Origin of the sequence: Kribbella sp. NPDC058245 (assembly GCF_042882005.1) — a bacterium.
Taxonomy (GTDB): Bacteria; Actinomycetota; Actinomycetes; order Propionibacteriales; family Kribbellaceae; genus Kribbella.
Window position 1 is genome coordinate 36018 of record NZ_JBHVWY010000005.1, and the last position, 24271, is coordinate 60288.

Sequence of the window (24271 nt, forward strand, 5' to 3'; positions counted from 1 at the left end):
AAGATGAACTGGCGACGACCCCCGCTCTTTGGAGGATCCACCAATCAGAGTGATTTCAGGGCCAGAAACACGTCAACCCGGTTCTCGAGGGTCGACAGATCGCGATCAGTCAGTTGCTCGACGCGTTCGATGCGGTAGCGAACCGTGTTGACATGCAGGTGCAGGAGGTCCGCCGTACGGGTCCAGGAACCGTCGCAGCCGAGGAAGGCTTGCAGGGTGTCGAGCAGGCCGGCGTTGGTACGGCGGTCCTGTTCGAGGACCGGGCCGAGGACGCGCTGGGTGTAGGTACGGCGGACGTCGTCCGGCAGCGTGGAGAGCAGGAGCACGTGGGAGGCGACCTCGTCGGAGGTGACGACGGAGACCGGGGCGCGGCTGCCCGCGGCGGCGCGCTGCGCGAAGCGGGCCTCCTCCAGGCCGCCGGCGAGCGCGTCGACGGAGGTTTCACCGCTCACGCCGACTGCGAGCCGGGCTCTGTGCAGGCCGGGCGCCAACCGTCCGAAGGCTCGTCGGAGTTGTTCGGCGAGGCCGGGTGCGGCCGGGAGGAATCCGACCAGCAGGCCGTCGCGGGCGGTCGCGACCACGGCTGGTCCGACGGTCAGGGCGACGTCCTCGAACAGGCTGAGTGCGATCTCGCTCGGGCCGTCGTCGCGCAGCTCGCCGACCGCGACGACGAGCGGCCGACCCGAGTACGCGCCGGCCTGCCGTAGCCGCGCCGCGAACTCCGTATGCGGTGCGCCCGACTCGACCAGGGCCAGCGCGTCCGCCACGAGAGGCCTGAGGGCGCGCCGACCCTCGTCCCGTCTGGCCCGATCCAGGGCGCCGATCGCGCAGAGTTCGTGCACCGCTTCGACATGATCGCGCGACCAGGTCGTGTAGTCGCCGTCGATCACCAGCACCCACGCCGTCAGCCGGTTGCCGAGGCCGGATCCGACGGGGAAGAGGCTGTACGACGTTTCGCCGGTGGTGGCCACCGCCGGTGTCCGGTCGGCGGTCAGAAACCGGTTGGTGAGCACGTCGAGGACCTCGTCGGGGAGCTCACCAGGACCCGGTACGACGTGCCGGCCGGTGGGGGTGAGGACCCGGCAGTCGTGGCCGATCTCGGCGGAGATCCGGGCCGCGAGCTCGTCCAGGCTGCGGCCGGCTGCGATCGAGGAGAGGAGCTGCCGTTGGCGGACCAGGCTCGCGGAGAGGCGGGCTCCGGTCTCGGCTGAGCCGGCGGCTGCGACGTACTCGGTCACGTCGGCGAAGGCGATCTCGATCGGCACCTCGATCAGGGTCACTTCGTGCCGCTGGCAGGCGTCGAGGAGATCGGCCGGTACGTCGCCCAGTTGGGCTCGGCCGGCCAAGATCGTGGTGGCTCCGCGGGCTGCCATTGAGGCGACGAACAGCTCGCTGTCTAGTGGTCGGCGGCGCCAGACGAGGCCGGTCAGGACCACCTCGCCGCCGCTCAGGTAGCGGCCGGGGTCGAGGAGGTCGGTCGTGACCAGGCGGCCGATCGGGCGGTCGAGTGCGCCGCCTGCGGCGTGGACCAAGCGCAGCCCGAGTTCGGGTGCATCCAGCAACTCCGACAGCAGCACGCCGTACCTCCTGTGGTTGTGCACGTTCGGGCTTGTAGCTCTGCCTTTAGAGGAACGTACAACGCGCACGTGCGTACGTGGGAGGCCGCGCTGGTGCTTGACGGCCGGTCGGTGGCGAACTTATGGTCATTTCGCAGAACAGAATTAGAATTCCACAATGCGGAAGTTGGCGAGTATGGCTCATCAGTTGCGCCACACGGTGAACTGTTCGTTGCTCTTCACCGAACTGCCCCTGCTGGAGCGGCCGGCGGCGGCCCAGCGGGCGGGGTTCGGGGCGGTCGAGTTCTGGTGGCCGTTCGTCGAGGCGGTGCCGCCGGATCGGCAGGTCGACGCGTTCGTCGCGGCGATCACGGATGCGGGGGTGCAGCTGACCGGGCTGAACTTCTTCGCCGGTGACATGCCGGGTGGGGATCGCGGGCTGGTGTCCTGGCCGAAGCGTGCGGGGGAGTTCCGCGACAACGTCGATGTGACGGTTGGGATCGGGGAGCGGCTCGGTACTCAGGGGTTCAATGCGCTCTACGGCAACCGGCTGGAGGATGTGTCTGCTGCTTCGCAGGACGAGGTCGCTGTCGAGAACCTCGCTTTCGCGGCTCGTGCTGCCGCGCAGATTGGTGCGACTGTGCTGGTCGAGCCGGTGAGTGGGGCTCCCCGCTACCCGCTGCTGACGGCTGGTGATGCGTTGACGGTGATCGAACGCGTCGGCGTACCGGGTATTGGTCTGCTGGCAGACCTTTATCACCTGGCGGTCAACGGGGACGACGTCGAGCGGGTGATCGCCGAGCACACGGATCGGATCGCGCATGTGCAGATCGCGGATTCTCCCGGACGAGGCGAGCCGGGATCGGGGACTTTGCCGCTCGATCAGCAACTGACCGCCCTGGAGGCTCAGGGGTACGCCGGGTGGGTCGGGCTCGAGTACAAGCCGTCGACCAGCACGGACGAGTGCTTCGGCTGGCTCCCGTTTGAACGCCGTCGCTGACTTTGCTTCGAGGAGATGACATGACGAATATTGCCTTTATCGGTCTCGGGATCATGGGTAACCCGATGGCTGTCCACCTGGCGAACGCCGGTCACACCGTGGCCGGTCTGGATCGCAGTCCTGAGCGAGCCGCGGAGTTGGTCGCGGCCGGCGGCCGTGCTGCCTCGTCGATCGAAGACGTTCTGAAGGGCGCCGACGTGGTCTGCGTGATGGTGCCGGACTCGCCGGATGTCCAGGAGGTGCTCGACGAGGTCTTCCAGCTGGCCGAGACCGGCACGCTGATCATCGACTTCTCCAGCATCCGCCCGGACATCACGCAGCAGTTGGCGTCGCAGGCCCGCGCGCTGGGCTTCCGGTTGCTGGATGCACCGGTTTCTGGTGGCGAGGCGGGCGCGAAGAACGCCGTACTGTCGATCATGGTCGGTGGGTCGGCGGAGGACTTTGCCGATGCCAAGCCGTTGTTCGACGTGGTCGGCAAGACGGTTGTCCACGTGGGACCGAGCGGTTCGGGTCAGACGGTCAAGGCGGCCAACCAGCTGATCGTGGCCGCGAACATCCAGGCGGTCGCGGAGGCTCTCGTCTTCTTGGAGGCGTACGGCGTCGATACGGCCGCGGCGCTCGAAGTCCTCGGTGGTGGACTTGCCGGTTCGGCTGTTCTTCAGCAGAAGAAGGCGAACATGCTGTCGCGGTCCTTCGAGCCCGGGTTCCGGATCGACTTGCACCACAAGGACATGGGCATCGTCACGGCGGCGGCTCGGGAGGCGGGCGTCGTCGTACCGCTCGGGGCCTTGGTGGCGCAGCTCGTCGCGTCGGCGCGGGCCAACGGTGACGGTGGGCTCGACCACTCCTCTTTGCTGCGTGGCGTGGAGCGACTGTCCGGAAAGGCTTTGAGCTGATGGCACGCATGCGAGCTGTTGACGCGGCGGTACTGATCCTCGAGAAGGAGGGCTCGACGCAGGCGTTCGGATTGCCGGGCGCCGCGATCAATCCGTTCTACAGCGCCATGCGTGCGCATGGTGGCGTCAAGCATGTGCTCGCTCGGCATGTTGAGGCCGCGTCGCATATGGCTGAGGGATACACGCGGGCGCGGGCCGGCAACATCGGCGTCTGCATCGGTACGTCGGGGCCCGCAGGTACCGACATGATCACCGGACTGTATTCCGCGTCGGCGGACTCGATCCCGATCCTGTGCATCACCGGTCAGGCACCGGTGGCCAAGCTGCACAAGGAAGACTTCCAGGCGGTCGACATCTCGTCGATCGCTGCGCCGGTCGCGAAGTGGGCGGTCACGGTAATGGAGGCCGCGCAGGTGCCGGGGACGTTCCAGAAAGCCTTCCAGATCATGCGTTCCGGGCGTCCTGGGCCGGTGCTCGTTGACCTGCCGCTCGACGTGCAGCTGGCCGAGATCGAGTTCGACATCTCTGCTTATGAGCCTTTGCCGCTGGCGCGTCCAGCTGCTACTCGTCTGCAGGCTGAGAAGGTGTTGACGATGCTCGCGGGCGGTTCGCATCCGCTGATCGTTGCGGGTGGCGGCGTCATCAATGCGGATGCGTCCGAGCTGCTGGTCGAGTTCGCCGAGCTGACCGGCATTCCCGTCGTACCGACGTTGATGGCGTGGGGTGCGATTCCCGACGACCATCCGCTGAGTGCAGGGATGGTAGGACTGCAGACGTCGCATAGGTATGGAAACGCGACCATGCTCGCGTCAGACGTCGTACTGGGGATCGGCAACAGATGGGCGAATCGCCACACAGGTGGGTTGGACGTTTACACCTCTGGCCGGACGTTCATTCACGTGGATATCGAGCCGACACAGATCGGGCGGGTGTTCGCGCCGACGCTGGGCATCGCGTCCGACGCTCGGGCTGCACTTGAGGTCTTCGTCGAGGTTGCGCGTGAGTGGGCGGCCGACGGTCGGTTGCCTGACCGTACGGCGTGGGCGGCGGAGTGCCGCGAGCGTCGTACGACGATGCAGCGGCGCACGCATTTCGACGCCGTACCGATCAAACCGCAGCGCGTCTACGAGGAGATGAACCGGGCGTTCGGTCCGGATACACGTTACGTAACAACGATCGGACTGTCGCAGATCCAGGCCGCGCAGATGCTGCACGTGTACCGGCCGCGCCACTGGATCAACGCCGGCCAGGCCGGACCGCTCGGCTGGACCCTCCCGGCCGCGCTCGGCGTCGCGGTCGCGGAACCCGACAGCACTGTGGTCGCCCTCTCCGGTGACTACGACTTCCAGTTCCTGATCGAGGAGTTGGCGGTCGGGGCGCAGTTCAACATCCCGTACATCCATGTGGTGGTGAACAACTCGTACCTGGGGCTGATCCGGCAGGCGCAGCGTGGTTTCGACATGGACTACTGCGTGCAGCTCTCGTTCGACAACATCAACAGTCCTGAGGTGCAGGGCTACGGTGTCGACCACTTGAAGGTCGCGGAAGGCCTTGGCTGTAAGGCGTTGCGGGTCGTCGAGCCGGACGGCATCCTGCCTGCGCTGGAGAAGGCCAAGAAGCTGATGGTCGAACACCAGGTGCCGGTAGTCGTCGAGGTCATCCTGGAACGCGTCACCAACGTGTCCATGGGGGTCGAGATCGACAACATCATCGAGTTCGAGGACCTGGCCATCGATCCGTCGGACGCGCCGACTGCCCTGGCTCTGCTCGACTGATGCTGCGTGTGGTCGTTGCGTCTGACAAGTTCAAGGGATCGTTGACGAGCGCTCAGGTGGCGACGGCTGTTGCTACTGGAGTACGGCGAGTGCACCCCGGCGCGAGTGTGGTCGCCGTACCAGTGGCTGATGGTGGTGACGGGACGCTGGCCGCCGCTGTGGCGGCCGGCTACACGCTGGTACCGGTGGTCGCGTCCGGGCCCACTGGTGACGCGGTCCGCTCGGGGTACGCGCGTCGCGGGGACACTGCGGTCGTGGAGCTCGCAGATGTCTGCGGACTGGGCAGACTGCCTGACGGGCTCGCCCCGATGACGGCGTCCTCGTTTGGCTGCGGTGAGGTGATCGCTGCGGCCGTGGATGCCGGCTGTACCCGAGTGATCCTCGGCATCGGCGGCAGTGCGTCCACCGACGGAGGCATCGGCCTGGTCCACGCCCTCACCGGCAGCGGGGCGCTCGACACCGCCGTACTGCGGGCTCGGCTCGACGGTGTGCAGCTAGTGGTCGCGTGCGACGTCGACAACCCGCTCACGGGACCACGGGGTGCAGCAGCCGTCTACGGGCCGCAGAAGGGCGCGTCACCGGCAGAGGTGACCGCCCTGGACGCCAGACTCACGGAGTGGGCCGACCGCGTCGCTGCGGCGACCGGACGGGACCTCCGCGACACTCCGGGCTCCGGAGCGGCCGGTGGGGTCGGTTTCGCCGCACTGGCCCTGCTGGGCGCCGAGCTGCGACCAGGGATCGACCTCATGTTGGAACTGGTCGGATTCCGCGAGCAGCTCGCCGGTGCGGACCTGGTGATCACCGGCGAGGGCGCCCTGGACGAGCAGACCCTGCACGGCAAGGCGGTTGCCGGCGTCGCCGCGGCGTCCGCCGTACCGGTGGTTGCTGTGTGCGGAGTGAACAAGCTGCGCGCGGATCAACTGGCGGCGGTCGGCGTGCGAGCGGCGTACGCGCTCACAGACCTGGAGCCGGACGTGTCGCGGTGTATCGCGCAACCGGTTCCGCTGTTGGAGAAACTTGCCGAGCGGATCGCGATCGAGCACCTTACGATGGCGGAAACCGGGGAGGTTGGCGCGTGACTGGATTGGATCTGGTGGTCCGGGCTCAACGAGTGGTCCGAGCCACCGGCGAGCAGGCAGGCGCGATCGGGGTCCGTGACGGCCGGATCGTCGCCATCGCCCCGTACGACGCATCACTCGCAGCCGCCCTTGAGGTTCGACTCGCGGACGACGAAGTGCTGCTGCCCGGCCTCGTCGACTCACACGTCCACGTCAACGACCCCGGCCGGACCGCGTGGGAGGGGTTCACCTCCGCGACCCGGGCCGCGGCCGCGGGTGGCGTGACCACGATCATCGACATGCCGCTCAACAGCCTTCCGCCGACTTGCGACGTACCGGCGCTGACCTTGAAGCGGAAGACCGCAGCACCCCAGGCGTCGGTCGACGTCGGCTTCTGGGGCGGCGCGATCCCGGGCAACCTGGCGGACCTTCGGCCGCTGCACGAGGCTGGCGTCTTCGGGTTCAAATGCTTCCTGCTGCACTCGGGAGTCGACGAGTTCCCGCCGCTCGATGCTTTGCAGCTCGAAGCGGTCATGCGTGAGCTGAGTACCTTCGACGGGCTGTTGATCGTGCATGCGGAAGATGCCCACAGCATCGACCACGCCCCGCCGCCGCGCGGCGCGTCGTACCAGGACTTCTTGCAGTCACGCCCACGTTCGGCCGAGAACCAAGCTGTTGCCGACGTCATCGATCTCGCGCGGCGTACGGGGTGTCGCGTCCATATCCTGCACGTGTCCAGCGCTGAGGTGCTGCCGCTGATCGCGGCCGCGAAGGCGGACGGCGTACGGATCACTGCGGAGACGTGTCCGCACTACCTGACCTTTGCCGCCGAGGAGATCCCCGACGGCGCCACGCAGTACAAGTGCTGCCCGCCGATCCGCGAGTCTTCGAACCGCGATCTCCTGTGGGAGGGGCTGCGCGCCGGCACCATCGACCTGGTCGTCTCGGACCACTCGCCGTCAACCATCGACCTGAAGCACCTGGACACTGGCGACTTCGGTACGGCGTGGGGCGGGATCGCGTCGCTCCAGTTGGGCCTGCCCGCCGTCTGGACCGAGGCCCGTCAACGCGGCTTCACGCTCGCGGATGTCGTCCGCTGGATGGCGCTCGCGCCCGCCGTACAAACCGGTCTTCGGGCAAAGGGCCGCATCGAGGTAGGCGCCGACGCCGACCTCTGCGTCTTCGCGCCGGACCAAACCTTCGTTGTTGATGCTCATGCGCTTGAACACAAGAACGCGATCACGCCGTACGACGGCCGCACCCTGTACGGCGTTGTCCGCCGTACCGTGCTCCGCGGCACTTCTGATGCTGCCGGCCGCCTGCTGACCCGAGGAGACCCCCGATGAACTACTACACCCCGACCGGCGGCCTGCCCGCGCAGACCGACCTCACCACGGATCGTGCAGTCTTCACCGAGGCGTACGCCGTCCTGCCCCGCGGCACCATGCGCGACATCGTCACCAGCCGCCTCCCCTTCTGGGACAACACCCGCCTCTGGGTCATCGCCCGCCCCCTGTCCGGCTTCGCCGAAACCTTCTCCCAGTACATCGTCGAGGTAGGTCCCGGCGGCGGCACCAGCAAGCCCGACACCGATCCCGCTGCCGAAGCAGTGCTGTTCGTTGTCAACGGCAACATCACGCTCACCGTGGCTGGGTTTGAGCACTCCTTGGCTCCTGGCGGCTACGCGTACCTACCCCCGGGCGGTGACTGGACGCTGCACAACGCGACCGACGCCGCCTGCACCTTCCACCTGATCCGCAAGGCCTACGCCCGCGTGGAAGGAATCGACGTACCGGCTGCTTTTGTGACCAACGAAGCCGACGTCGAAGGCATCCCCATGCCCGGCACCAACGGCGCCTGGCAAACCCAACGCTTCGCCGACCCCGACGACATCCGCCACGACATGCACGTCAACATCGTGACGTTCGAGCCCGGCGGCGTCATCCCGTTCCCCGAAACCCACGTCATGGAACACGGCCTCTACATCCTCGAAGGCAAAGCCGTCTACTTGCTCAACAAGGACTGGGTGGAAGTCCAAGCTGGCGACTTCCTCTGGCTCCGCTCCTTCTGCCCCCAAGCCTGCTACGCCGGCGGCCCCACCCGCTTCCGCTACCTCCTCTACAAAGACGTCAACCGCCACCCCAACCTCACCCTCTGACGGCCGCTAACGTCCGAAGGACGCGCTGGCGTAGTCGGCGTGTCTTCGGACGCTACTGCGATCGCCGCCTCGGCAAGCCGACCGCCCCCGGCGAGGTGACCGCCCCGGCGAGGTGACCGCACCGGCCATGTGACCGCGCCGGCCCGACCGCCCCGGCCATCAGTTGCGGCCGGGCCCAGGCAATCGGGGCCGGAGACCTGTGGTGCGCGGGCTCCGGCCATCACTCCCTGTCTCCGGCCACAAGTGGCGGCGTGAGACCGCGCCGATGGGGAGTTCCACCTGTCGACTCCGGTTGGTTTTGCTCCCCGGCGCGGCCGGATCACCGGGTCCACCGACTACTCATCAGCCGCGATCACGCCCGGCCGGGGTTGGGGAGATTTGTCGACCTTGAGCACGGTTCAACCAGTTGTGGGCGCGGTGAATGGTTGAGGGGTGCTCAAGGTGGGCGGTGACGGGGACTTTGTGCACGGTTCAGCCATTTGCGGAGTGTGAAAGTGGTCGGTGGGTGCACAAGGTCAGCGGTGGCACCTTGAGCACGGTTCAACCAGTTGAGGGCGCGGTGAATGGTTGGTGGGTGCTCAAGGTGGGCGGGGGCAAGGCCCCGGGGACTTTGAGCACGGGTCAACCATTTCAGGGGCGAGAAAGTGGTTGGTGGGTGCACAAGGTCGCGGGGGCTAGGTGGGGCGGGTGAGGAGTTCGTCGAGGATCTCGGGTTCGCGGCGGTACGGTTCGAAGTGGCCGGCGTCGCCGAACTCGCGCAAGGTTGCTGTGGGCAACTTGTTGATCAGGCGCTGGGCGGCGGGGAAGGGGCAGTTGCGGTCGGCTGCGCCGTGCCACCAGGTCAGGCTGGTGGTGATGGCGGTCAGGTCGATGTCGCTCCAGGTACCGCCCATGGCGAGGGTCTCGTCGACCCAGCCGTCCATTCCTGGCGCGAAGGCGTTCTCGATCGCGGTGGTCTGGGCGCTGCGCCAGCGCGGGTCGCTCATGATGGCGAGGTCAGACGCCGGCGCCGTTTCCATGGCAGCGTCCAATCCGGACAGCGGGACTGACCGCATGGACTCATACGGTCCGGTGAGAATTCGCCGTACGGCGTCCTCGTCGCCGGCGCGGGCTGCACGGAAGGCGGCTGCGTTGAGGGGGATCATCTGGTCGTACTCGGAATCGTCTTCCAGTGGCGGGAAGCCGACCGTGATGGTGGCTGCGATGATCCGGTCGGGGTGATGCGCGGCGAACGCGAGTACGTGCGGACCGCCGCCACTCCCACCGGTCAGGTAGACGCGGTCGAGCCCGAGGTGATCCAGGATCGCGGCCAGGTCGTCGGAGTGCTCGCGAAAGCCCCGTCCGGCCAAGCGGCTGGACCTCCCGTATCCGGGCCGCTCGGTCGTGATCACCTGCAGACCGCGCTCGGCCCAGGCGGTCCGATCGGCCCGGATGCTCCAGCGGGAGCCTGGTGTCCCCGGTAGCCGCAATAACGGCGTACCGGCTCCGATTCGAGTCCAGGCGACCACCCTGCCGTCGGGGCGGACCAGGTCCTCGTCGAGTACGGCGTCGTACAGGTCGTCAGTCACATCCGCGATCATGCAACCCACAGGGGTCAGCCGTCTCGGCCCTGCCACGTGGTGATGCAGACTTCGTTTCCTTCGAGGTCGGCGAGCACCCAGAAGGCGGGGGCGCGCGTCGCGGACACGAGTCGGCCGCCAGCTGCGAGGGCGGCCTCGAGGCGTCGGGGTGCCTCGTCATGCGGTACGCAGATGTCGAAGTGGATGCGATTGCGCTGCGGACGCGGCTGATCCATCTGCTGGAACCAGATCGCCGGGCTCTGCCAGAGGGGATCGATGATCGGATCCTCCGGTCCGTCGGCACCGGCCTCGTCGGTGTAGCCCAGTACCGCCTTCCAGAACGGGCGAATCGCGGCGATGTCTAGGGCATCGATCGCGATCTCCAGTGTTTGGACAGCGGCCTCCGTCAACAACCCAGCGGTGGCGGAGATCCGAAGTGCAAGCTCGACGTCCAGGGTGGTGACGGCCGCGTGCTCCACCGACTGCAGAGTGAAGACGACTCGATTGCGGCGGGCATCGACCGCCAGGTGCTGGTCGGCGTCGTCGCCGCACACCGCGACAGCGTCCGCCGCCAAGCCGATTGCCTGAGCCAACGAATCGACCGTGACCGACGTCCGCAAAGTGCCCAGCAAGAACCGCCACCCAGCGTCCTGAACCGCCTCCGACGCTTCCTTCCGACTCAGTACCTGTTCCATGGCAGCATCCTTGCAGCCCAGGCCCGTGAGTCTCAGCGTGGCTTGGGCGACCAGGTGATCTGGGCGGCGATCTCGGCGGCGAGATCGAGCATGGTGACCAGGTCGATCGTTCCTTCGCCGGCCGGTACGCCCATGTCGGGAACGGTGTCGACGAGCGTGCGGTACTCAGCGCCGAGCAGCAGTGCGACTTTGATGGCAGCCAGCGACGCGTGATGGGCCACGATCATCTCGTCGGAGGCAAAGCCGTGGCCGAGCCCGAGTACGACGAGCGTGTAGTCGACGTCTCCGGCCGAAGGCACGATGGTGAGGTCGATGGCCCCGGTGCTTGTCTGCATGATGATTTTCTCGCCAGCAAGACATGCGGATACCAACGGGCGGTCCGGACTACCCGCACCCCGCCGCAGTACTGGCCACCAATCCGTCAGGAGCGGCCCGGCGTTGGCCATGAGGTAGCTGATGCCCCCGACATTCATCACCACGGCTCGGAGGCCGATCGTTTCGACCGGCCATTCGATCGTGTAGCGGTCGGTGCCGCGCCGGTACCGCGCTCCACCGATTTCTTGGAATCGTCGCGCATCAGGGGTCAGTGATAGAACGAACGGGACCTCGTCGTCAGACAGCACCTGCGGGATGGGCGCGAAAGCCAGTGTGTCGCTCATTTCCGGGACCGCCTTAGCTCGTCGGCGCCTTGCAGGAATTCCCAGGCATCCTTCGCCAAGTCGATGATGTCGCCGGCGTCAAAGCCATCCTTTAATGCGCCATTGATCCCATTCAGGCTGCTGATCATGCCGGAGATCGATTTGAGCCGGCGGGACACGAGATCTGGTCCGCCGAGGACGGGGATGATGCCGGGCAGGTCATACGGCTGGCAGAACCGGAGGAAGGTCTGCAGCGCCGCGCCGATCAGGCTGGTCACCTGCGCCGAGGAGAACTCGTCGCCGACCCGTAGATGATCCGCGACCACCCACTGAGCCCGCTGCGGTGTGTGCACCGTGAACATCACCCGCGCGCCGGGGACTTGCGCCGTACTGAGTCGCAGCATTTCGTACTGCTCCGGCCAATGCAGCTTCACTAGCTTGCTGAGTTCGTCGCCGTAGTCACGCCCCTCCAGCAGCCTGAAGAACGGTTCGACGATCTCCCCGAGACAGGCCACGACCAGGTCGTACTCGTCGTCCTTCGAGATCCGGTAGAGGACCGCGACGGCTTCTGTCCCGGTCAACTCGAACACGACCTCGGTGAACCACGGCGTCATGCCGAGCGTCAGCCCGTCCGGCAGATGCTCGACCACTCCGCTCGGTTTGAAGCCCTCTTGCAGCAGGAACCGCAACGCCGGTACCGGCTTGTTCGCAAAGCTGATCCCGAACGGCTCAGAGATCTCCCCACGCCCCATTGCCCCGCCCCCATCCCCTTCACGCAGAGTAAGCGCGCCCGGGTCGGCCCACAAGGACTCGAGGAGAGGTCAGTGACGCTCGGAGAGCCCGAAGCGGCGGCGGTAGCTGGTGGGGGTCAGGCCGGTGGTGCGTTTGACGCTGTGGCTTGGTGTAGCGCTGACAGGAGGGAGAGGGCGCGCTCGTCGGGTTGGGCCCGGACTTCGTTCATGACGTAGGAGAAGGCGATGCCGCGGGATGGCCAGGCGCCGTGGCGGGAGCCGCCCGCGCCGCCGTGACCGAAAACGTCGGCGGGCGGGCCGAGGTGGGCGGCAGGGACCTGCAGTTCGAAGCCGGCGCCGTACGCGATCTCGGATCCCCAGGTCGGCTCGATGCCGCGCCTGATCTCGCGCCGACCGAGCTCGACCGTTTCCGTCGTCAGGATGCTGCCGCTCAGGAGTGTGTCGTAGAACCGCGCCATGCCGCGTGCGGTCGCGAAACCGCCGACGGCGGCCAGGCCGGCACTGCGGTACTCGGGGCTGTTCCAGATCTTCTCCGCGCCCGGCACCCAGAGCGGATTGGGCTGCAGCAAGGAATCGGTCTCCGGTACGTCGACCAGTACGCCGTCCGGAGCGACCATCGTCGTCGCGCGCGCATGAAGCTCGTCCGGCAACCCGATCCACACGTCCAGGTCGAGGGGGACGGCGAACTCGTCGGCGAAGAACCGGCCCGCGGTTCGTCCGTCGACCCGGCGGATCAGCTCGTCGACCAGCCAGCCCCAGGTGATCGCGTGGTACATGAAGGCTGCCCGCGGATCTGTCGCCGGAGCCTGTACGGCGAGGTGCGCGGCCATCACGTCATGATCCAGCAAATCGGCGTACCCGGCCTCGACCCAGGCCAAGCGGGCCTGATGGGACAGCACTTCGGCGACCGTGGTTTCACCGGAGCGGAATTCTGGCCAGTAGCGGCTGAGCGGATCGTCGAGCGATAGTTGTCCGCGCTGGACGAGTAGCAGGATGCACGCCGTGGCGAGTCCTTTGGTGCCGGAGAAGATCAGTTGCAGACTGTCGCGGTCCCACGGCCGGCCGGTATCGCGATCCGCGAGCCCACCCCACAGGTCCACCACGAGTTCGCCGTACCGGTAGGCCGCGAAGGCCGCACCCAGCTCACCTCGCTCGGCGAAGTTCCGCGCGAACTCCGCGGCCACGTCCTCGAACCCGGGCGCTGTCCATCCGTTGATCATGGGTCAGATGGTACCGATCGGTCTTATCTAGCGCCAGTAGATAATCCCGATCGGTACTATGAAGGCCGGAGGTGGTGCAGATGCCAGTCAAAGCTGGCGAGCGGCTGGATCCCGAGGCGACCAGGGCGCGCATCCTGGCTGCGGCGTCGGAGGTTTTTGCCCAGCGTGGCATCCATGCCGTCGGCATCAACGAGGTCGCCGAGGCCGCCGGCGCCTCCAAACTCACCATCTACCGGAACTTCGGATCCAAGGACGGCTTGGTCGAGGCAGTGCTGACCGACCGTACGACGCGCGTGCGCGCCTGGCATGAGCGAGCGGCCGGGCAGGCCGACACCGGCCGGGACCGCATCCTGGCGGTCTTCGACCTGGTCGCGACCTGGTACGCCGAGGCCGGGTTCCGCGGGTGCGCGATGATGAACGCGGCCACCGAGGATCGTGGCCGCGACGGCGCCCCCCGGCAGCTGGCCCAGGATCATCTCGCCTTCTATCGCGGCCTGTTCGGCCGGCTCCTGGCTGAGGCTGGAGCGCGTGATCCCGAGACGACCGCCCGCCAGTTGGTCGTCGTACTGGAAGGCGCGACCATCATCAGTGCGGTCGACCGGAATCCTGGTCTGGGTGCGGAGGCGCGCGTCATCGTGGAGATGTTGCTCGACGCGGCCTAAGGAACACCAGGCACAGGAGCAGTGACGCCGCTGCCGCGTGGGCGGCCGCGATGAAGGCCGTCGGGAACCCGAACTGCTCGGCGACGAGGCCGCCGACCGGTCCGGCCGCCATCACCCCGAGATCCCAGAACGACGTCATCACGCCCATCGACACCCCCGGACGCATTCCGCGGACCCTATCGAGCGTCATCGAGATACAGGCCGGGTAGATCAACGCGAGTCCGAGCCCGGCGAGTGCCGTGGAGGCGAGGGCTCCGGCAGTGCTGTCGGCTATCGCGATCCCTGTCAGGGCGACGATCTCGAGGCCAACTGTCCAGGCCGCCACCACGCGTCCGCCGTACCGGTCGACCAATGGGCTGCCGGCGAATCTGGTGACCAAGAAGGCGACCGCGAACACCGTTAGTGCGTAGTTGTCGGCGCCGACCTCGCCCGCGCGCAGCCGTAGAACCAGGAGTGCCGCGATGGTTCCGTAGCAGTATGCCGCCAGTCCGATGATTGCTCCTGGCAACTTAATGCCTGATGGGGCGAGATCGCGGATCCGCGCCAGCGGTTCAGCGTGACCATGACTTTGGCGGGTGGTCAGCACAAGCGCCATCGACGTACCTGCAAGGGCGACCATCGTCCACCACACCAGGTCGCCGGCCAGTGCCGCGATCAGCGGTCCGCCGGCCAGGCCGCCCCACATCGACAGCCCGAACCAGCCGGCAACCCGCCCACGCTGCGCTGTCCGGGTGCCGGCCAGCACCCACGGTAAGGCCGCCGAGAACAATGCGGCCTCGCCCGCGCCCATGATCAGCCGGGCGACGAGCAGCAGGGGCAGATTCGGGGCCGTCATCTGCCCTACGGCACCCGCGGCGGTCAGCGCGGTGCCGATCAGTACGACGGGGCGCGACCGGCCGCCGTCCGCCAGCCAGCCCGCGAATGGTCGCGCGCACGCCGTCGCCAGGAATGCGATCCCCACCGCCGTCCCGCTGGCCAATGGTCCACCACCATACCTTTGCGGCACGTACGTCGGCAGCGCCTGCAGGGCGGCGCCGAACGCGAGGTACCCACAGAGCACAGCCGCCCACAACCGCTTCACCGGAACCGTCATGGCTGAGATGATACCGAACGGTATTATCTGTCACCAGGTCGGGTGACGTGACCAGAATCCGTTGCCCGGCGGATCGGCGCGGGCCACAATCCTTGGATGACAGCGGCTGAACCGACGACCGACGGGACTTACCGGGATCGCGTCTTTGCGGTCGAGCCAGGCGGCAACGAGGCGATTGCCGAGGAGGACAGGCACGGCACGCCCAGCCAGTTGTTCTGGACCTGGATGTCGCCGAACCTCGAGTTCGCGACGATCTTCGTCGGCGTACTGGCCGTAGCCGTTTACGGCATGAGTTTCTGGCAAGCGGTCGCGGGCATCGTCGTCGGCACTGGACTGGGAGCGGTGGCGCACTACTTCCTGTCAGCGCGTGGGCCGCGGCACGGCGTTCCGCAGATGGTGGCGGGGCGGCTGGCGTTTGGGTTCAAGGGCAATGCACTGCCCGCCGTACTGATGTCAATCACCGCAGGTGTTGGCTGGTTCGCGACGAACAGCGTCAGTGGCGCGTATGCGCTGGCCGCGCTGTTCGGCATCGGCCCGTTGCTGGGGCTGATCATCATCGTGCTGGTCCAGACGGCGCTCGCGTTCTGCGGTCACAACCTTGTGCAGGCCTTCGAGAAGTACGCGTTTCCGGTGCTCGCGGTCATCTTCGCCGTTGCCTCGATCGCGATCCTCATCAAGTCGCACGCCGGTGCACCCGCGCTGGATCCCCTTGTAGGCAACGGTTCCTTCGGCGGCTTCCTCCTGACAGTCGGTACGGCGTTCGGCTACGCCGCGGGGTGGACGCCGTACGCCGCGGACTACACGCGCTACCTGCCATCCCGGGTGTCTGCTTTTCGGACCGGACTGTTCGCGTCGGCCGGCCTGTTCGTGTCTTGCACGGTGCTGGAGATCGTCGGCGCGGCGTCGGTGACCATCGGGCCGGCCCTGTCCGACAACCCCACTTCGGCATTCACCGGCGAGTTGTCCTCGCCGGTCGCCAAGGCCACGCTCCTAGCCATCGCGATCGGGGCGATCGCCGCGAACTCGATCAACATCTACTCCGGCGCCATGGCCTTCGTGACGATCGGTGTTCGGTTGCCCCCGCACATCGCTCGCGCTTTGGTCACAGTGTTCTTCGGCGCGGCTGGTTTCCTGGTCGCGTGGTGGGCGCTCCCCGACGCCGCGACCAGCTACGAAGCCTTCCTGCTGATCATCGCCTACTGGGTCGGCCCCTGGCTCGGCGTGGTACTCGCCGACCAATACCTGCGGCGCTCGCAGACGATCGCCCACATCCTGTACGACGTTTCCTACGCGAACTGGGGTGGCCTGCTCTCGTTCCTCGTCGGGCTCATCGGATCGGTCCTGTTGTTCTCCAACCAGGAGAAGTTCACCGGCTTCGTCACCAAGGCCGTTCCCGGGCTCGGTGACATCACCTTCTTCGTCGGGTTCCTTCTTGCTGGTGGCGGCTACCTCCTGCTCTGCAGGTCGAGAATCGCTAGTGAGCTGGCCGCATGACGCCAGGGGAGATGCTCGACGTTGCCGTCGCTGAGGCTCGGGTCGGCTTGGCGGAGGGCGGGATCCCCATCGGGGCCGCGTTGTTCAGTTCGTCCGGCGTACTTCTGGGCCGCGGCCACAACCGTCGCGTGCAGAACGACGACCCATCCGTTCACGGCGAGACCGATGCCTTCCGCAACGCCGGCCGTCAGCTCTCCTACCGCTCCACGATCATGGTGACGACGCTGTCGCCGTGCTGGTACTGCAGCGGGCTGATCCGCCAGTTCGGCATCGGTGCGGTGATCATCGGCGAGAACCGAACGTTCGAAGGCGGTCAGGACTGGCTCGCCGAGCACGGCGTACAGGTAACTCTTCTCGACGATCCGCGCTGTGTCACGATGATGACCGAGTTCATCGCCGCGAACCCGGCCTTGTGGAACGAAGATATCGGGGTCTCTGAATGAGTGCGATCGCCACCATCGACATCTCCCGCTGGTACGCCGGCGGCGCCCAAGCCGACGCAGTCGCCGCCGAAGTCGACGAAGGCCTGCAACGCGCCGGCTTCATCCTCGTCACGGGTCATGGAGTCGACACCGGCTTGGCCGCGCGAGTGCGGGCAGCCAGCCGCGAGTTCTTCGCGCTGCCGGTTGAGGTCAAGGCGCGCTATTCGGTGCCGGTAGGAGGACACGGCTGGCTTGGCCCTGGCGCGGAAGCCAACGCGTACGCCGAAGGTACCGAGTCCCCGCCGGACCTCAAAGAGAGTTACAGCCTGGGCGCCGAGACCGCGACTGGCGACGCCGAGGTGGACCGCCTCTGGTTCGCGCCCAACGTGTGGCCGGCCGAAGTCCCTTTCCTGCAAGCGCTTGTCGACGAGTACACCGCCGCCATGCGCCAGCTCTCCGATGACTTGCTAGCGCTCTTCGCTCACGCCCTAGGCCTGCCGACCAACCCGTTCACCACGTTGGCCGATCGCCCCACCTGGACGATGAACATCAACCACTACCCACCCATGAGTGTGGTGGGAGAGCCCGAGCCCGGCCAGTTCCGCATCGGCCCCCACACCGACTTCGGCACAGTCACAGTCTTGGACCGAGAACCAGGCGCCGGCGGCCTACAGGTCTACTCCGCCTCTGGTGGCTGGGAAGACGCCCCCTGGCAACCAGGCGCCCTAACAGTCAACATCGGCGACCTCCTAGAACACTGGACCGCCCACCGCTGGCCCTCAGGCCGCCACCGAGTCCTACCCCCACAACCCCAAGCCCCAGAAGAAGATTTGGTCTCCCTAATTTACTTCTACGAAGCCAACCACGACGCGCTAGTCACCCCACTGCAACCACCGATCGGCAAGACCTCCGACCTAGAGCCAGTCACCACAGCAGCCTTCATCAAACAACGCCTAGATGCCATCACCGTCGGATAGTTCGCCGCCCAGCGGGCCTAACCTCCGAAAGAACCGCAGACCCTGTACGACGAGTCGTCGGACGTACCGGCGGCGATCTACCCGCCATGACAGGCCCGACCGCCCCAGCGGGCCACACAGTCGCTCCAAATGAGCCGGTTACGCCCGCGCCCGCCCACCACTAGCTTCTCTCCAGGCTGCTGCCCGCGCCAACCACTCGGTGGTCGGTGCCATCCGTCAAGTAGCGCCGCGCCGACTGACTGTTGCCGCCAGCCGGAGGCCCTGATGATCACCGATCAACAGGGAGCCCCTGAACGCAGACAGGCCCCACCGCAGACTGAACTACTCGAATGACGTGCGCCGGTGTCGCCGGCGTCGAGCAGACCAACGGGAACTGGCGGGTGGTATCTGATCGTGGCCCGCCTTGGCGATGGAAGTTCAGTCTTCAGCTCAGCTACCGACGGTGTCCGGTCGTCAGTTTGCATGGGGCACGCGCGGCGAAACACAGCCACCAAGGTTCATCGGTGAGACCACCTTCGACGCACCAGCGGGGTCCTGCCAGAACGGTCGGTCGCGGCCGGTAATCTCTCAGCTCAACGAAGCGATGCGGCAGCACGACGCATCATGACCGGGCGAAGGAGTTGGCGTGGCTCACATCGACGCCCTGATTGACAAGGTAGCCGATCCGTCTCTGCGGCACGCTCTGCGTGAACAGGTCGATGCCATGCTCACAAAGCAGTCCTTTGGGCTGGTCTTCCAGCAGCACAAGCCCGAGACCGTGGAGCTGTCCAACTATAAGGTTCGACGAGGCTGCAAGGTCAGGATCAGAAGCAATAATGACCAGCAGTTGTATCGGGTTCAAAGTGTTCGAGGCCGCGTCGCAACCATCGTGTCGTCGACCGACCAGCCTCAATCGTGGGATATCGATCCCGCTGAGCTGGTAGTCGTGCGGGAATTCGGTGACCCCTTGTACCCCGGCCTTCGGAGGACGGGCAGAGTCGAACGAGGCGGAGAGAAGCCGTCGCATCTCGTGATCAATGCGGAAAACTTCCATGCGCTGGAAATGTTGCTATACACACACGAGAACAAGGTGGATGCGATCTACATCGACCCACCGTACAACACGCGCGACAAGGACTGGAAGTACAATAACGACTACGTTGATTCCGACGACGTCTATCGCCATTCTAAATGGCTAGCATTTATGGAACGGCGTCTGAAATTAGCGAATCGCCTTCTCGATCCTGTGAACTCTGTTCTCATCGTTACCATCGATGAGAAGGAGTACCTCCGTCTGGGAATGTTGCTGGAGCAAATTTTTCCAGAAGCGCGTATTCAGATGGTGAGTGCGACAATCAATCCCAAGGGAACATCCCGGCCGCGAATGTTCTCGCGAGTAGACGAGTTCATCTTCTTCGTTCTTATCGGTGATGCTGCGGTCCCGGACGTCATGGATGAGGGCGCCGCCGGCAAGCCGGTGAGGTGGCGGTACCTCCGTAGAGAAGATGAGGAATCCATTCGAGGTAGCAGGCCTCGCCAATTCTATCCAGTGTTCGTGGATCCAGACACGGCTGCCATTGCTGATGTCGGCGAGCCTATTGCTCCGGATGTCCCTGCTAGCTCAGTTGAAGCGCCCGACGGCCTCGTGGCCGTTTTCCCAATCCGTGAGGATGGAAAAGAAATGGAGTGGGGTCTTACGGGCCCGAGCCTGATGAAGGCAGCCCGCGCTGGGTTTGCCAGGGCCACGCCCGGGCACGCGATGCAGCCGTTCATCATCTCGTATCTGACTGCGCCGAGCATCAAGAAGCTGGAGGCTGGCGAACTTCAGGTATCAGGAACCCGTGCTGATGGATCCAAAATCGTTGTGACTCCCGGCGCGAAGGCTTCTCGGCCGAAGACAGTTTGGCGTGAAACGCGGCACAGTGCAGGAGACTACGGGACGAAGATGCTCGGAGCGCTTATCCCGGATCGGAGATTTCCCTTTCCGAAGTCGGTCTACGCTGTCGAAGACACTCTTCGATTCTTCGTGGGGGACAAGCCAGAGGCTACAGTTCTCGATTTCTTTGCCGGTTCAGGCACGACGGCGCACGCTGTAATGCGACTGAATCATGCAGATGGTGGTCGGCGTCGATGTATTTTGGTTACAAACAACGAAGTCTCGGCAGACGAGGCAGCAGCCCTGCGTAATCAGGGATATCAACCTGGCGATGATGAATGGGAGGCGCTGGGTATCTGCGAACTGGTAACCAAGCCCCGGGTTAGGGCAGCTATCACTGGACGAACACCTGACGGCGACGTGGTGCAGGGAGACTACAAGTTCGTTGACGAATTCCCTATGTCGGAGGGGTTCGAAGAGAACGCTGAATTCTTCAGTCTTACTTACGAAGACCCTGACCTAATTAGCTTAGGTCGGAAGTTCGAGGCCGTCGCACCTCTCTTGTGGCTTAAGGCGGGTGGCTACGGCGCGATCATCGGAAAAGCGGTGAAGGATTGGACGCTGCCCGACGGTGCAATCTACGGTGTCCTTTTCGACACTGATCAGTGGCGCGAGTTCGTCGACGCGATCATCAAACGCGAATATTCGGTGAGACATGCTTACGTGGTCACTGACTCAGATGCTGCATTCCAGCATATTCTAAGTGAACTTCCGGCGGGTGTGGCGAGCACGCAGCTCTATAGCGACTATCTGCGCACCTTCGAGATCAATACAAAGGGTCGCGCATGAGATTCACGCTAAAAGACTATCAGTTTGCCGCTACGAGTGAGATTACTAAGGCTCTTCGTCGAGCTGGGAAAGATTACGAAGATGACCCGCACGAGTATTGGTCTGTAGCACTGAGTGCCGCGACTGGTGCCGGTAAGACGGTCATCGCCTCGGCGGTCATTGAGACGCTATTCGACGGTGGAGGGCAATTTTCTGCCGACCCTGAGGCGACCGTCCTGTGGGTGACAGACGATCCTGCTTTGAATGAGCAGACGAAGAGAAACATGCTTCAGGCGTCATCGACACTCGGGCCCAGTCGACTTGTGACGATCGATGCGAGTTTCGATCAGGAGGCGTTCGACCCTAATCACGTCTACTTCCTGAACATTCAGAAATTGGCAAGGACCAACCCGCTTTCACGAAGCAATGTCAACGCTCGGACTTACTCGTTGTGGGAGACCATCGCCAACACTATCCGTACTAACGGCGGACACTTTTACGTTGTAATCGATGAAGCTCACCGCGGAATGAAGGCAGAGAGTGATCGGTCGACCATTGTTTCGCGGATCATCAACGGGCAGCCGGGAATCAATCCGCCTGCGCCGATCATCTGGGGTATTAGCGCCACCCCCGAAAGATTCAATCAAGCACTCGCGCGGTGGGGAAATCACCGAACGAACAAGTCGGTTACAGTGCCGATTGACGATGTCCGGGCATCTGGCCTGCTGAAAGATAAGATCATTCTCGACAACCCAGCTTCGGGTCAAGTCGAGGGTGATACGACTTTCATCCGGGCGGCTGTATTGCAGACGCTACAGTTCGAGGCGACTTGGCGGGAGTACGCGACAGCGCAAAATGAACCACCGGTCCAGCCTGTCCTGGTCGTCCAGGTGCCGAATACGCCGAGTCCGGCGGAGTTAACGGAGATCCTTGCTGCGATTTTTGGTGAATGGGAACACCTGCGCGATGAGCACGTAGTGAACACGTTTGGTGAGCATACTGCGATTAATGTCGGCGCGCATACAATTGCCTATATGGCGCCGCAAGACATTCAGGACGATCAAGATGTCCGCGTCGTGCTCTGCAAAGATGCCATCTCGACAGGTTGGGATTGCCCTCGGGCGGAGGTACTCGTCTCGCTGCGTCGTGCTCAGGATTACACGTACATCGCGCAACTGATTGGCCGCATGGTGCGTACGCCACTGGCTCGGCGCATCACAACAGATCAAACATTGAATGACGTTCACTGCTATCTGCCTCGCTTCAACAAGCAGCAAGTGCAAGAGATTGTCGAGAGATTTGCCCAGGGTAACAACGATGAGCCTCCAGTCGAGCTGGTAGTGGATCCCGTCGTTCTCGAACGGAATGACGCGATTCCGGATGAAGTGGTGGAGATCATCGAATCCCTTCCTTCTTACGTCGTTCCGGGGCGGATCTACCGAACGCAGATTTCACGCCTGCACACTCTGGCGACGCTGCTGTCAGGTGATCACATTGTGGAAGACGCGCTGATTCAGATCAGGATCCACCTCAATGGTGTCCTGTCTGCGCAACGAAAGAGATTAGAATCGGACGGGACATTCCAGTCGGCGCTCGCGCGGGTCCGCAGCCTGAGGATCGAACGGTCGTATGCACTCCTGGCGGCGGACTCTATGGATGACTTGCCGACTGAGACGTCGTACGAGATGGAACGGGATGACAACAACATCGAGGATCTGTACCAAGTCGCTAAGCGGAAGCTGCCTGAAGGGGTCGCGACAAACTACTGGAACGAGGTCATCTCCGGGCAAGATGATGACGAGTACGATCCGACAGAGGCGAAGGCTGTCACAGCTGTCCTCGCGCTTCACCCAGAAGTTGTTGAGGCCGTCGAGTCCGCATCAGAGCAGCTTGTTCGTACGTGGCTTCGTGAGCACCAACGCTCCATCTCCAAGCTTCCGGATGGGAAGAAGGCCCTCTACGAGCCCGTGAAGCGAGAGACGCGGGCCTCTGAGCTCACGGACATAATCCTGCCAACCTCGAAGGTCGTAAGCGACGCCGGCCGGCGCTGGCCCAAGCAATTGCTGGCGGCTCAGGATGGCACCTTCCCTGCGGATTTGAAGGGGTGGGAGGTCAGCGTTCTGGAGCGTGAGCTCGCAGACCCGGATCTGATCGGCTGGTATCGGAATCCAACCGGAGGTAGCGCGTCACTGCGGATTCCGTTCCGTGGTGCGCAGTTCGACCAGGCGATGTACCCGGACTTCATCCTCTTCCATCAGACTGACGCGGGCATCCGGGCGTCGATCGTGGATCCTCACGGGTACCATCTTGCGGATGCCGCAGCCAAGTTGAAGGGTCTCGGGGCGTACGCTGAGCTGCACTCCTCGGCGTTTGATCGGATCGACGCTGTCGTCGAGATTAACGGCAAGCTGCTTGCTCTTGACGTTCGATCTGAGACCGTCCGCCAGGCTGTCGTTGCGCTTAATGATGGGGATGTCCGAGGCTTGTTTGAGAAGCATGCGGGCGACTACAGCTGACGCGCCGACGGTGACTGCTCGGGGGAGGATGAGTACTGGCCCGCTTGGTGCGATCCTGCTCAATCCGCCTACTGGCGACGGCCGGGCTACCCTCCGGCACCTTGACGTCGTCTGTGACGTGTTAGGTCATTCGTCGGTTCGAATTGCCAATCTCTTTGCGAGCGCCACAGCGAGTGTTGCCGAGCTCAATCGAGTCGGCCGCGACCCAGCTGGATGGGAGGCAGCCCGACCGGCAATCGAGAATCTAATTGAGCAGGCTGACACGTTCCTCATCGGTTGGGGAGTGAGTGGGCTGAGCGGAGTAGCCGCTCGTCACAAAGCTTCACAAGTGACTTGGCTGCGCTCCATCCTCCGGGAGCGAGATGTTTCCTCGGTGTGGTCGATAGGTGGAGAGCCAAGGCACCCATCTCGATGGCACCAGTACGTGAGCGACCGATACGCACGCGTCCCGAGCGGCAGCTTTCGCCAGCGCCTGTCGTGTGCGCTCGTGGAGATCGACGTCTAGCGAGGGTCGAATGTTGATGCAACCCGACCATGTCGCTGCCGTGTCGTGCCGGGATAGCGATGGGACCTGGCATAGCGGACTAGTACGGCAGCCGGACTTCGTGATGTCCATGCCAGGACGGATTCTCGGCGGCCGTAGTGGCAACCTCGCAGCCTGCCTTGAGGGTGCCGTATTGACCGCCGACGCTTAGGTGCGCCAGTTCGGGTGATTGCTCGGTATAGGTCGGTGAGGATGGCCAGAGCGGCGAGGACTGATCGACCGGGCTGGCTGGCCAATCGGGGTAGGCGCTGACAGTCGAGGTGAGTACGTATTGCTCGACCAGATCAGCCAGGGCGTCCGTCACCTGCGCGACGTCGACGGGTTCGTAGGCGCTTGTATCGATCAAGGCGTCCCACGGACCGTGCTCGGCAGGCGGTGGAGATCGGCGGCGTTGCGGCGGTCGCCAACGACGTGGGTCGCCCCGGCCGGCGGGTGGCCGCTCTTGCCGCGGGAGAAGCGGTCACCTCCCATCCGCGGGCCAGTGCGTCGGAGACGACTGTTCGGCCGAGGAACCAGCTGCCACCGAGGATGAGGAGTCGCATAGGGACGATCTTGACGGGTCAGGCCCCCTAT

General features: G+C 64.7%; 21 protein-coding genes. 13 read left to right on the forward strand and 8 right to left on the reverse strand.

All coding sequences use genetic code 11. From position 1 onward, the window contains the following. Nucleotides 1–44: 44 nt before the first annotated feature. Complete coding sequence (locus ACFVWG_RS12380; protein ID WP_391543306.1) at nucleotides 45–1577, reverse strand: PucR family transcriptional regulator; 1533 nt, start codon at nucleotides 1575–1577, stop codon at nucleotides 45–47. Between the two features lie 157 nt (nucleotides 1578–1734). Between ACFVWG_RS12380 and ACFVWG_RS12385 the strand changes: the two genes are divergently transcribed. The 6 genes from ACFVWG_RS12385 to ACFVWG_RS12410 are packed head-to-tail and all read left to right on the forward strand — an operon-like array spanning nucleotide 1735 to nucleotide 8443. After that, nucleotides 1735–2556, forward strand: coding sequence for a hydroxypyruvate isomerase family protein (locus ACFVWG_RS12385; protein WP_391543307.1), 822 nt, complete (start codon nucleotides 1735–1737; stop codon nucleotides 2554–2556). Nucleotides 2557–2576: 20 nt separating this feature from the next. Further along, a complete protein-coding gene (locus ACFVWG_RS12390) occupies nucleotides 2577–3452 on the forward strand; it encodes a 2-hydroxy-3-oxopropionate reductase (RefSeq protein WP_391543308.1) in 876 nt (291 codons plus the stop codon). Then, a complete protein-coding gene (gcl, locus tag ACFVWG_RS12395) occupies nucleotides 3452–5227 on the forward strand; it encodes a glyoxylate carboligase (RefSeq protein WP_391543309.1) in 1776 nt (591 codons plus the stop codon). The genes ACFVWG_RS12390 and gcl overlap by 1 nt, the downstream gene beginning before the upstream one ends. Then, a complete protein-coding gene (locus ACFVWG_RS12400) occupies nucleotides 5227–6306 on the forward strand; it encodes a glycerate kinase (RefSeq protein WP_391543310.1) in 1080 nt (359 codons plus the stop codon). The genes gcl and ACFVWG_RS12400 overlap by 1 nt, the downstream gene beginning before the upstream one ends. Continuing rightward, nucleotides 6303–7631: an allantoinase AllB gene (allB, locus tag ACFVWG_RS12405; protein ID WP_391543311.1), complete on the forward strand. Its 1329-nt coding sequence runs from the start codon at nucleotides 6303–6305 to the stop codon at nucleotides 7629–7631. Before ACFVWG_RS12400 ends, allB begins: the two co-directional genes overlap by 4 nt. Further along, nucleotides 7628–8443, forward strand: coding sequence for a bifunctional allantoicase/(S)-ureidoglycine aminohydrolase (locus tag ACFVWG_RS12410; RefSeq protein ID WP_391543312.1), 816 nt, complete (start codon nucleotides 7628–7630; stop codon nucleotides 8441–8443). Before allB ends, ACFVWG_RS12410 begins: the two co-directional genes overlap by 4 nt. A gap of 674 nt (nucleotides 8444–9117) precedes the next feature. On the opposite strand, the gene ACFVWG_RS12415 is transcribed toward ACFVWG_RS12410, so the two are convergent. The 5 genes from ACFVWG_RS12415 to ACFVWG_RS12435 form a co-directional block, all read right to left on the reverse strand. Then, nucleotides 9118–10011 carry an alpha/beta fold hydrolase gene (locus ACFVWG_RS12415; RefSeq protein WP_391543313.1) on the reverse strand — a complete coding sequence of 298 codons (894 nt, stop codon included), beginning with the start codon at nucleotides 10009–10011 and terminating at the stop codon, nucleotides 9118–9120. Between the two features lie 26 nt (nucleotides 10012–10037). After that, nucleotides 10038–10697: a VOC family protein gene (locus ACFVWG_RS12420; RefSeq protein ID WP_391543314.1), complete on the reverse strand. Its 660-nt coding sequence runs from the start codon at nucleotides 10695–10697 to the stop codon at nucleotides 10038–10040. Between the two features lie 32 nt (nucleotides 10698–10729). Beyond that, nucleotides 10730–11356: a hypothetical protein gene (locus tag ACFVWG_RS12425; RefSeq protein WP_391543315.1), complete on the reverse strand. Its 627-nt coding sequence runs from the start codon at nucleotides 11354–11356 to the stop codon at nucleotides 10730–10732. Then, nucleotides 11353–12087 carry a hypothetical protein gene (locus tag ACFVWG_RS12430; RefSeq protein ID WP_391543316.1) on the reverse strand — a complete coding sequence of 245 codons (735 nt, stop codon included), beginning with the start codon at nucleotides 12085–12087 and terminating at the stop codon, nucleotides 11353–11355. Before ACFVWG_RS12430 ends, ACFVWG_RS12425 begins: the two co-directional genes overlap by 4 nt. A gap of 116 nt (nucleotides 12088–12203) precedes the next feature. Continuing rightward, a complete protein-coding gene (locus ACFVWG_RS12435) occupies nucleotides 12204–13307 on the reverse strand; it encodes a serine hydrolase domain-containing protein (protein WP_391543317.1) in 1104 nt (367 codons plus the stop codon). Between the two features lie 80 nt (nucleotides 13308–13387). On the opposite strand from ACFVWG_RS12435, the gene ACFVWG_RS12440 reads away from it, so the two are divergent. Continuing rightward, complete coding sequence (locus tag ACFVWG_RS12440; protein WP_391543318.1) at nucleotides 13388–13969, forward strand: TetR/AcrR family transcriptional regulator; 582 nt, start codon at nucleotides 13388–13390, stop codon at nucleotides 13967–13969. On the opposite strand, the gene ACFVWG_RS12445 is transcribed toward ACFVWG_RS12440, so the two are convergent. Beyond that, a complete protein-coding gene (locus tag ACFVWG_RS12445; RefSeq protein WP_391543319.1) occupies nucleotides 13938–15062 on the reverse strand; it encodes an MFS transporter in 1125 nt (374 codons plus the stop codon). The genes ACFVWG_RS12440 and ACFVWG_RS12445 overlap by 32 nt on opposite strands. 96 nt (nucleotides 15063–15158) lie before the next feature. Here ACFVWG_RS12445 and ACFVWG_RS12450 point away from each other — a divergent pair, with 96 nt between their 5' ends. From ACFVWG_RS12450 to ACFVWG_RS12475, 6 genes are all read left to right on the forward strand, one after another. Next, nucleotides 15159–16556 carry a purine-cytosine permease family protein gene (locus tag ACFVWG_RS12450; RefSeq protein WP_391543320.1) on the forward strand — a complete coding sequence of 466 codons (1398 nt, stop codon included), beginning with the start codon at nucleotides 15159–15161 and terminating at the stop codon, nucleotides 16554–16556. Then, nucleotides 16553–16999: a nucleoside deaminase gene (locus ACFVWG_RS12455; RefSeq protein ID WP_391543321.1), complete on the forward strand. Its 447-nt coding sequence runs from the start codon at nucleotides 16553–16555 to the stop codon at nucleotides 16997–16999. Before ACFVWG_RS12450 ends, ACFVWG_RS12455 begins: the two co-directional genes overlap by 4 nt. Beyond that, a complete protein-coding gene (locus ACFVWG_RS12460; protein WP_391543322.1) occupies nucleotides 16996–17955 on the forward strand; it encodes an isopenicillin N synthase family dioxygenase in 960 nt (319 codons plus the stop codon). The genes ACFVWG_RS12455 and ACFVWG_RS12460 overlap by 4 nt, the downstream gene beginning before the upstream one ends. Nucleotides 17956–18580: 625 nt before the next feature. Beyond that, nucleotides 18581–20659 carry a site-specific DNA-methyltransferase gene (locus ACFVWG_RS12465; RefSeq protein WP_391543323.1) on the forward strand — a complete coding sequence of 693 codons (2079 nt, stop codon included), beginning with the start codon at nucleotides 18581–18583 and terminating at the stop codon, nucleotides 20657–20659. Then, nucleotides 20656–23154 carry a DEAD/DEAH box helicase gene (locus ACFVWG_RS12470; RefSeq protein WP_391543324.1) on the forward strand — a complete coding sequence of 833 codons (2499 nt, stop codon included), beginning with the start codon at nucleotides 20656–20658 and terminating at the stop codon, nucleotides 23152–23154. The genes ACFVWG_RS12465 and ACFVWG_RS12470 overlap by 4 nt, the downstream gene beginning before the upstream one ends. A 28-nt stretch (nucleotides 23155–23182) precedes the next feature. Beyond that, nucleotides 23183–23659, forward strand: a complete 477-nt coding sequence (locus ACFVWG_RS12475) for a DUF1643 domain-containing protein (RefSeq protein WP_391543820.1) — start codon at nucleotides 23183–23185, stop codon at nucleotides 23657–23659. Between the two features lie 79 nt (nucleotides 23660–23738). Here the strand turns inward: ACFVWG_RS12475 and ACFVWG_RS12480 are convergent, their stop codons facing one another. Continuing rightward, on the reverse strand, nucleotides 23739–24044 hold the full coding sequence (locus ACFVWG_RS12480; protein ID WP_391543325.1) for a hypothetical protein: 306 nt from the start codon (nucleotides 24042–24044) through the stop codon (nucleotides 23739–23741). Nucleotides 24045–24271 lie beyond the last annotated feature (227 nt).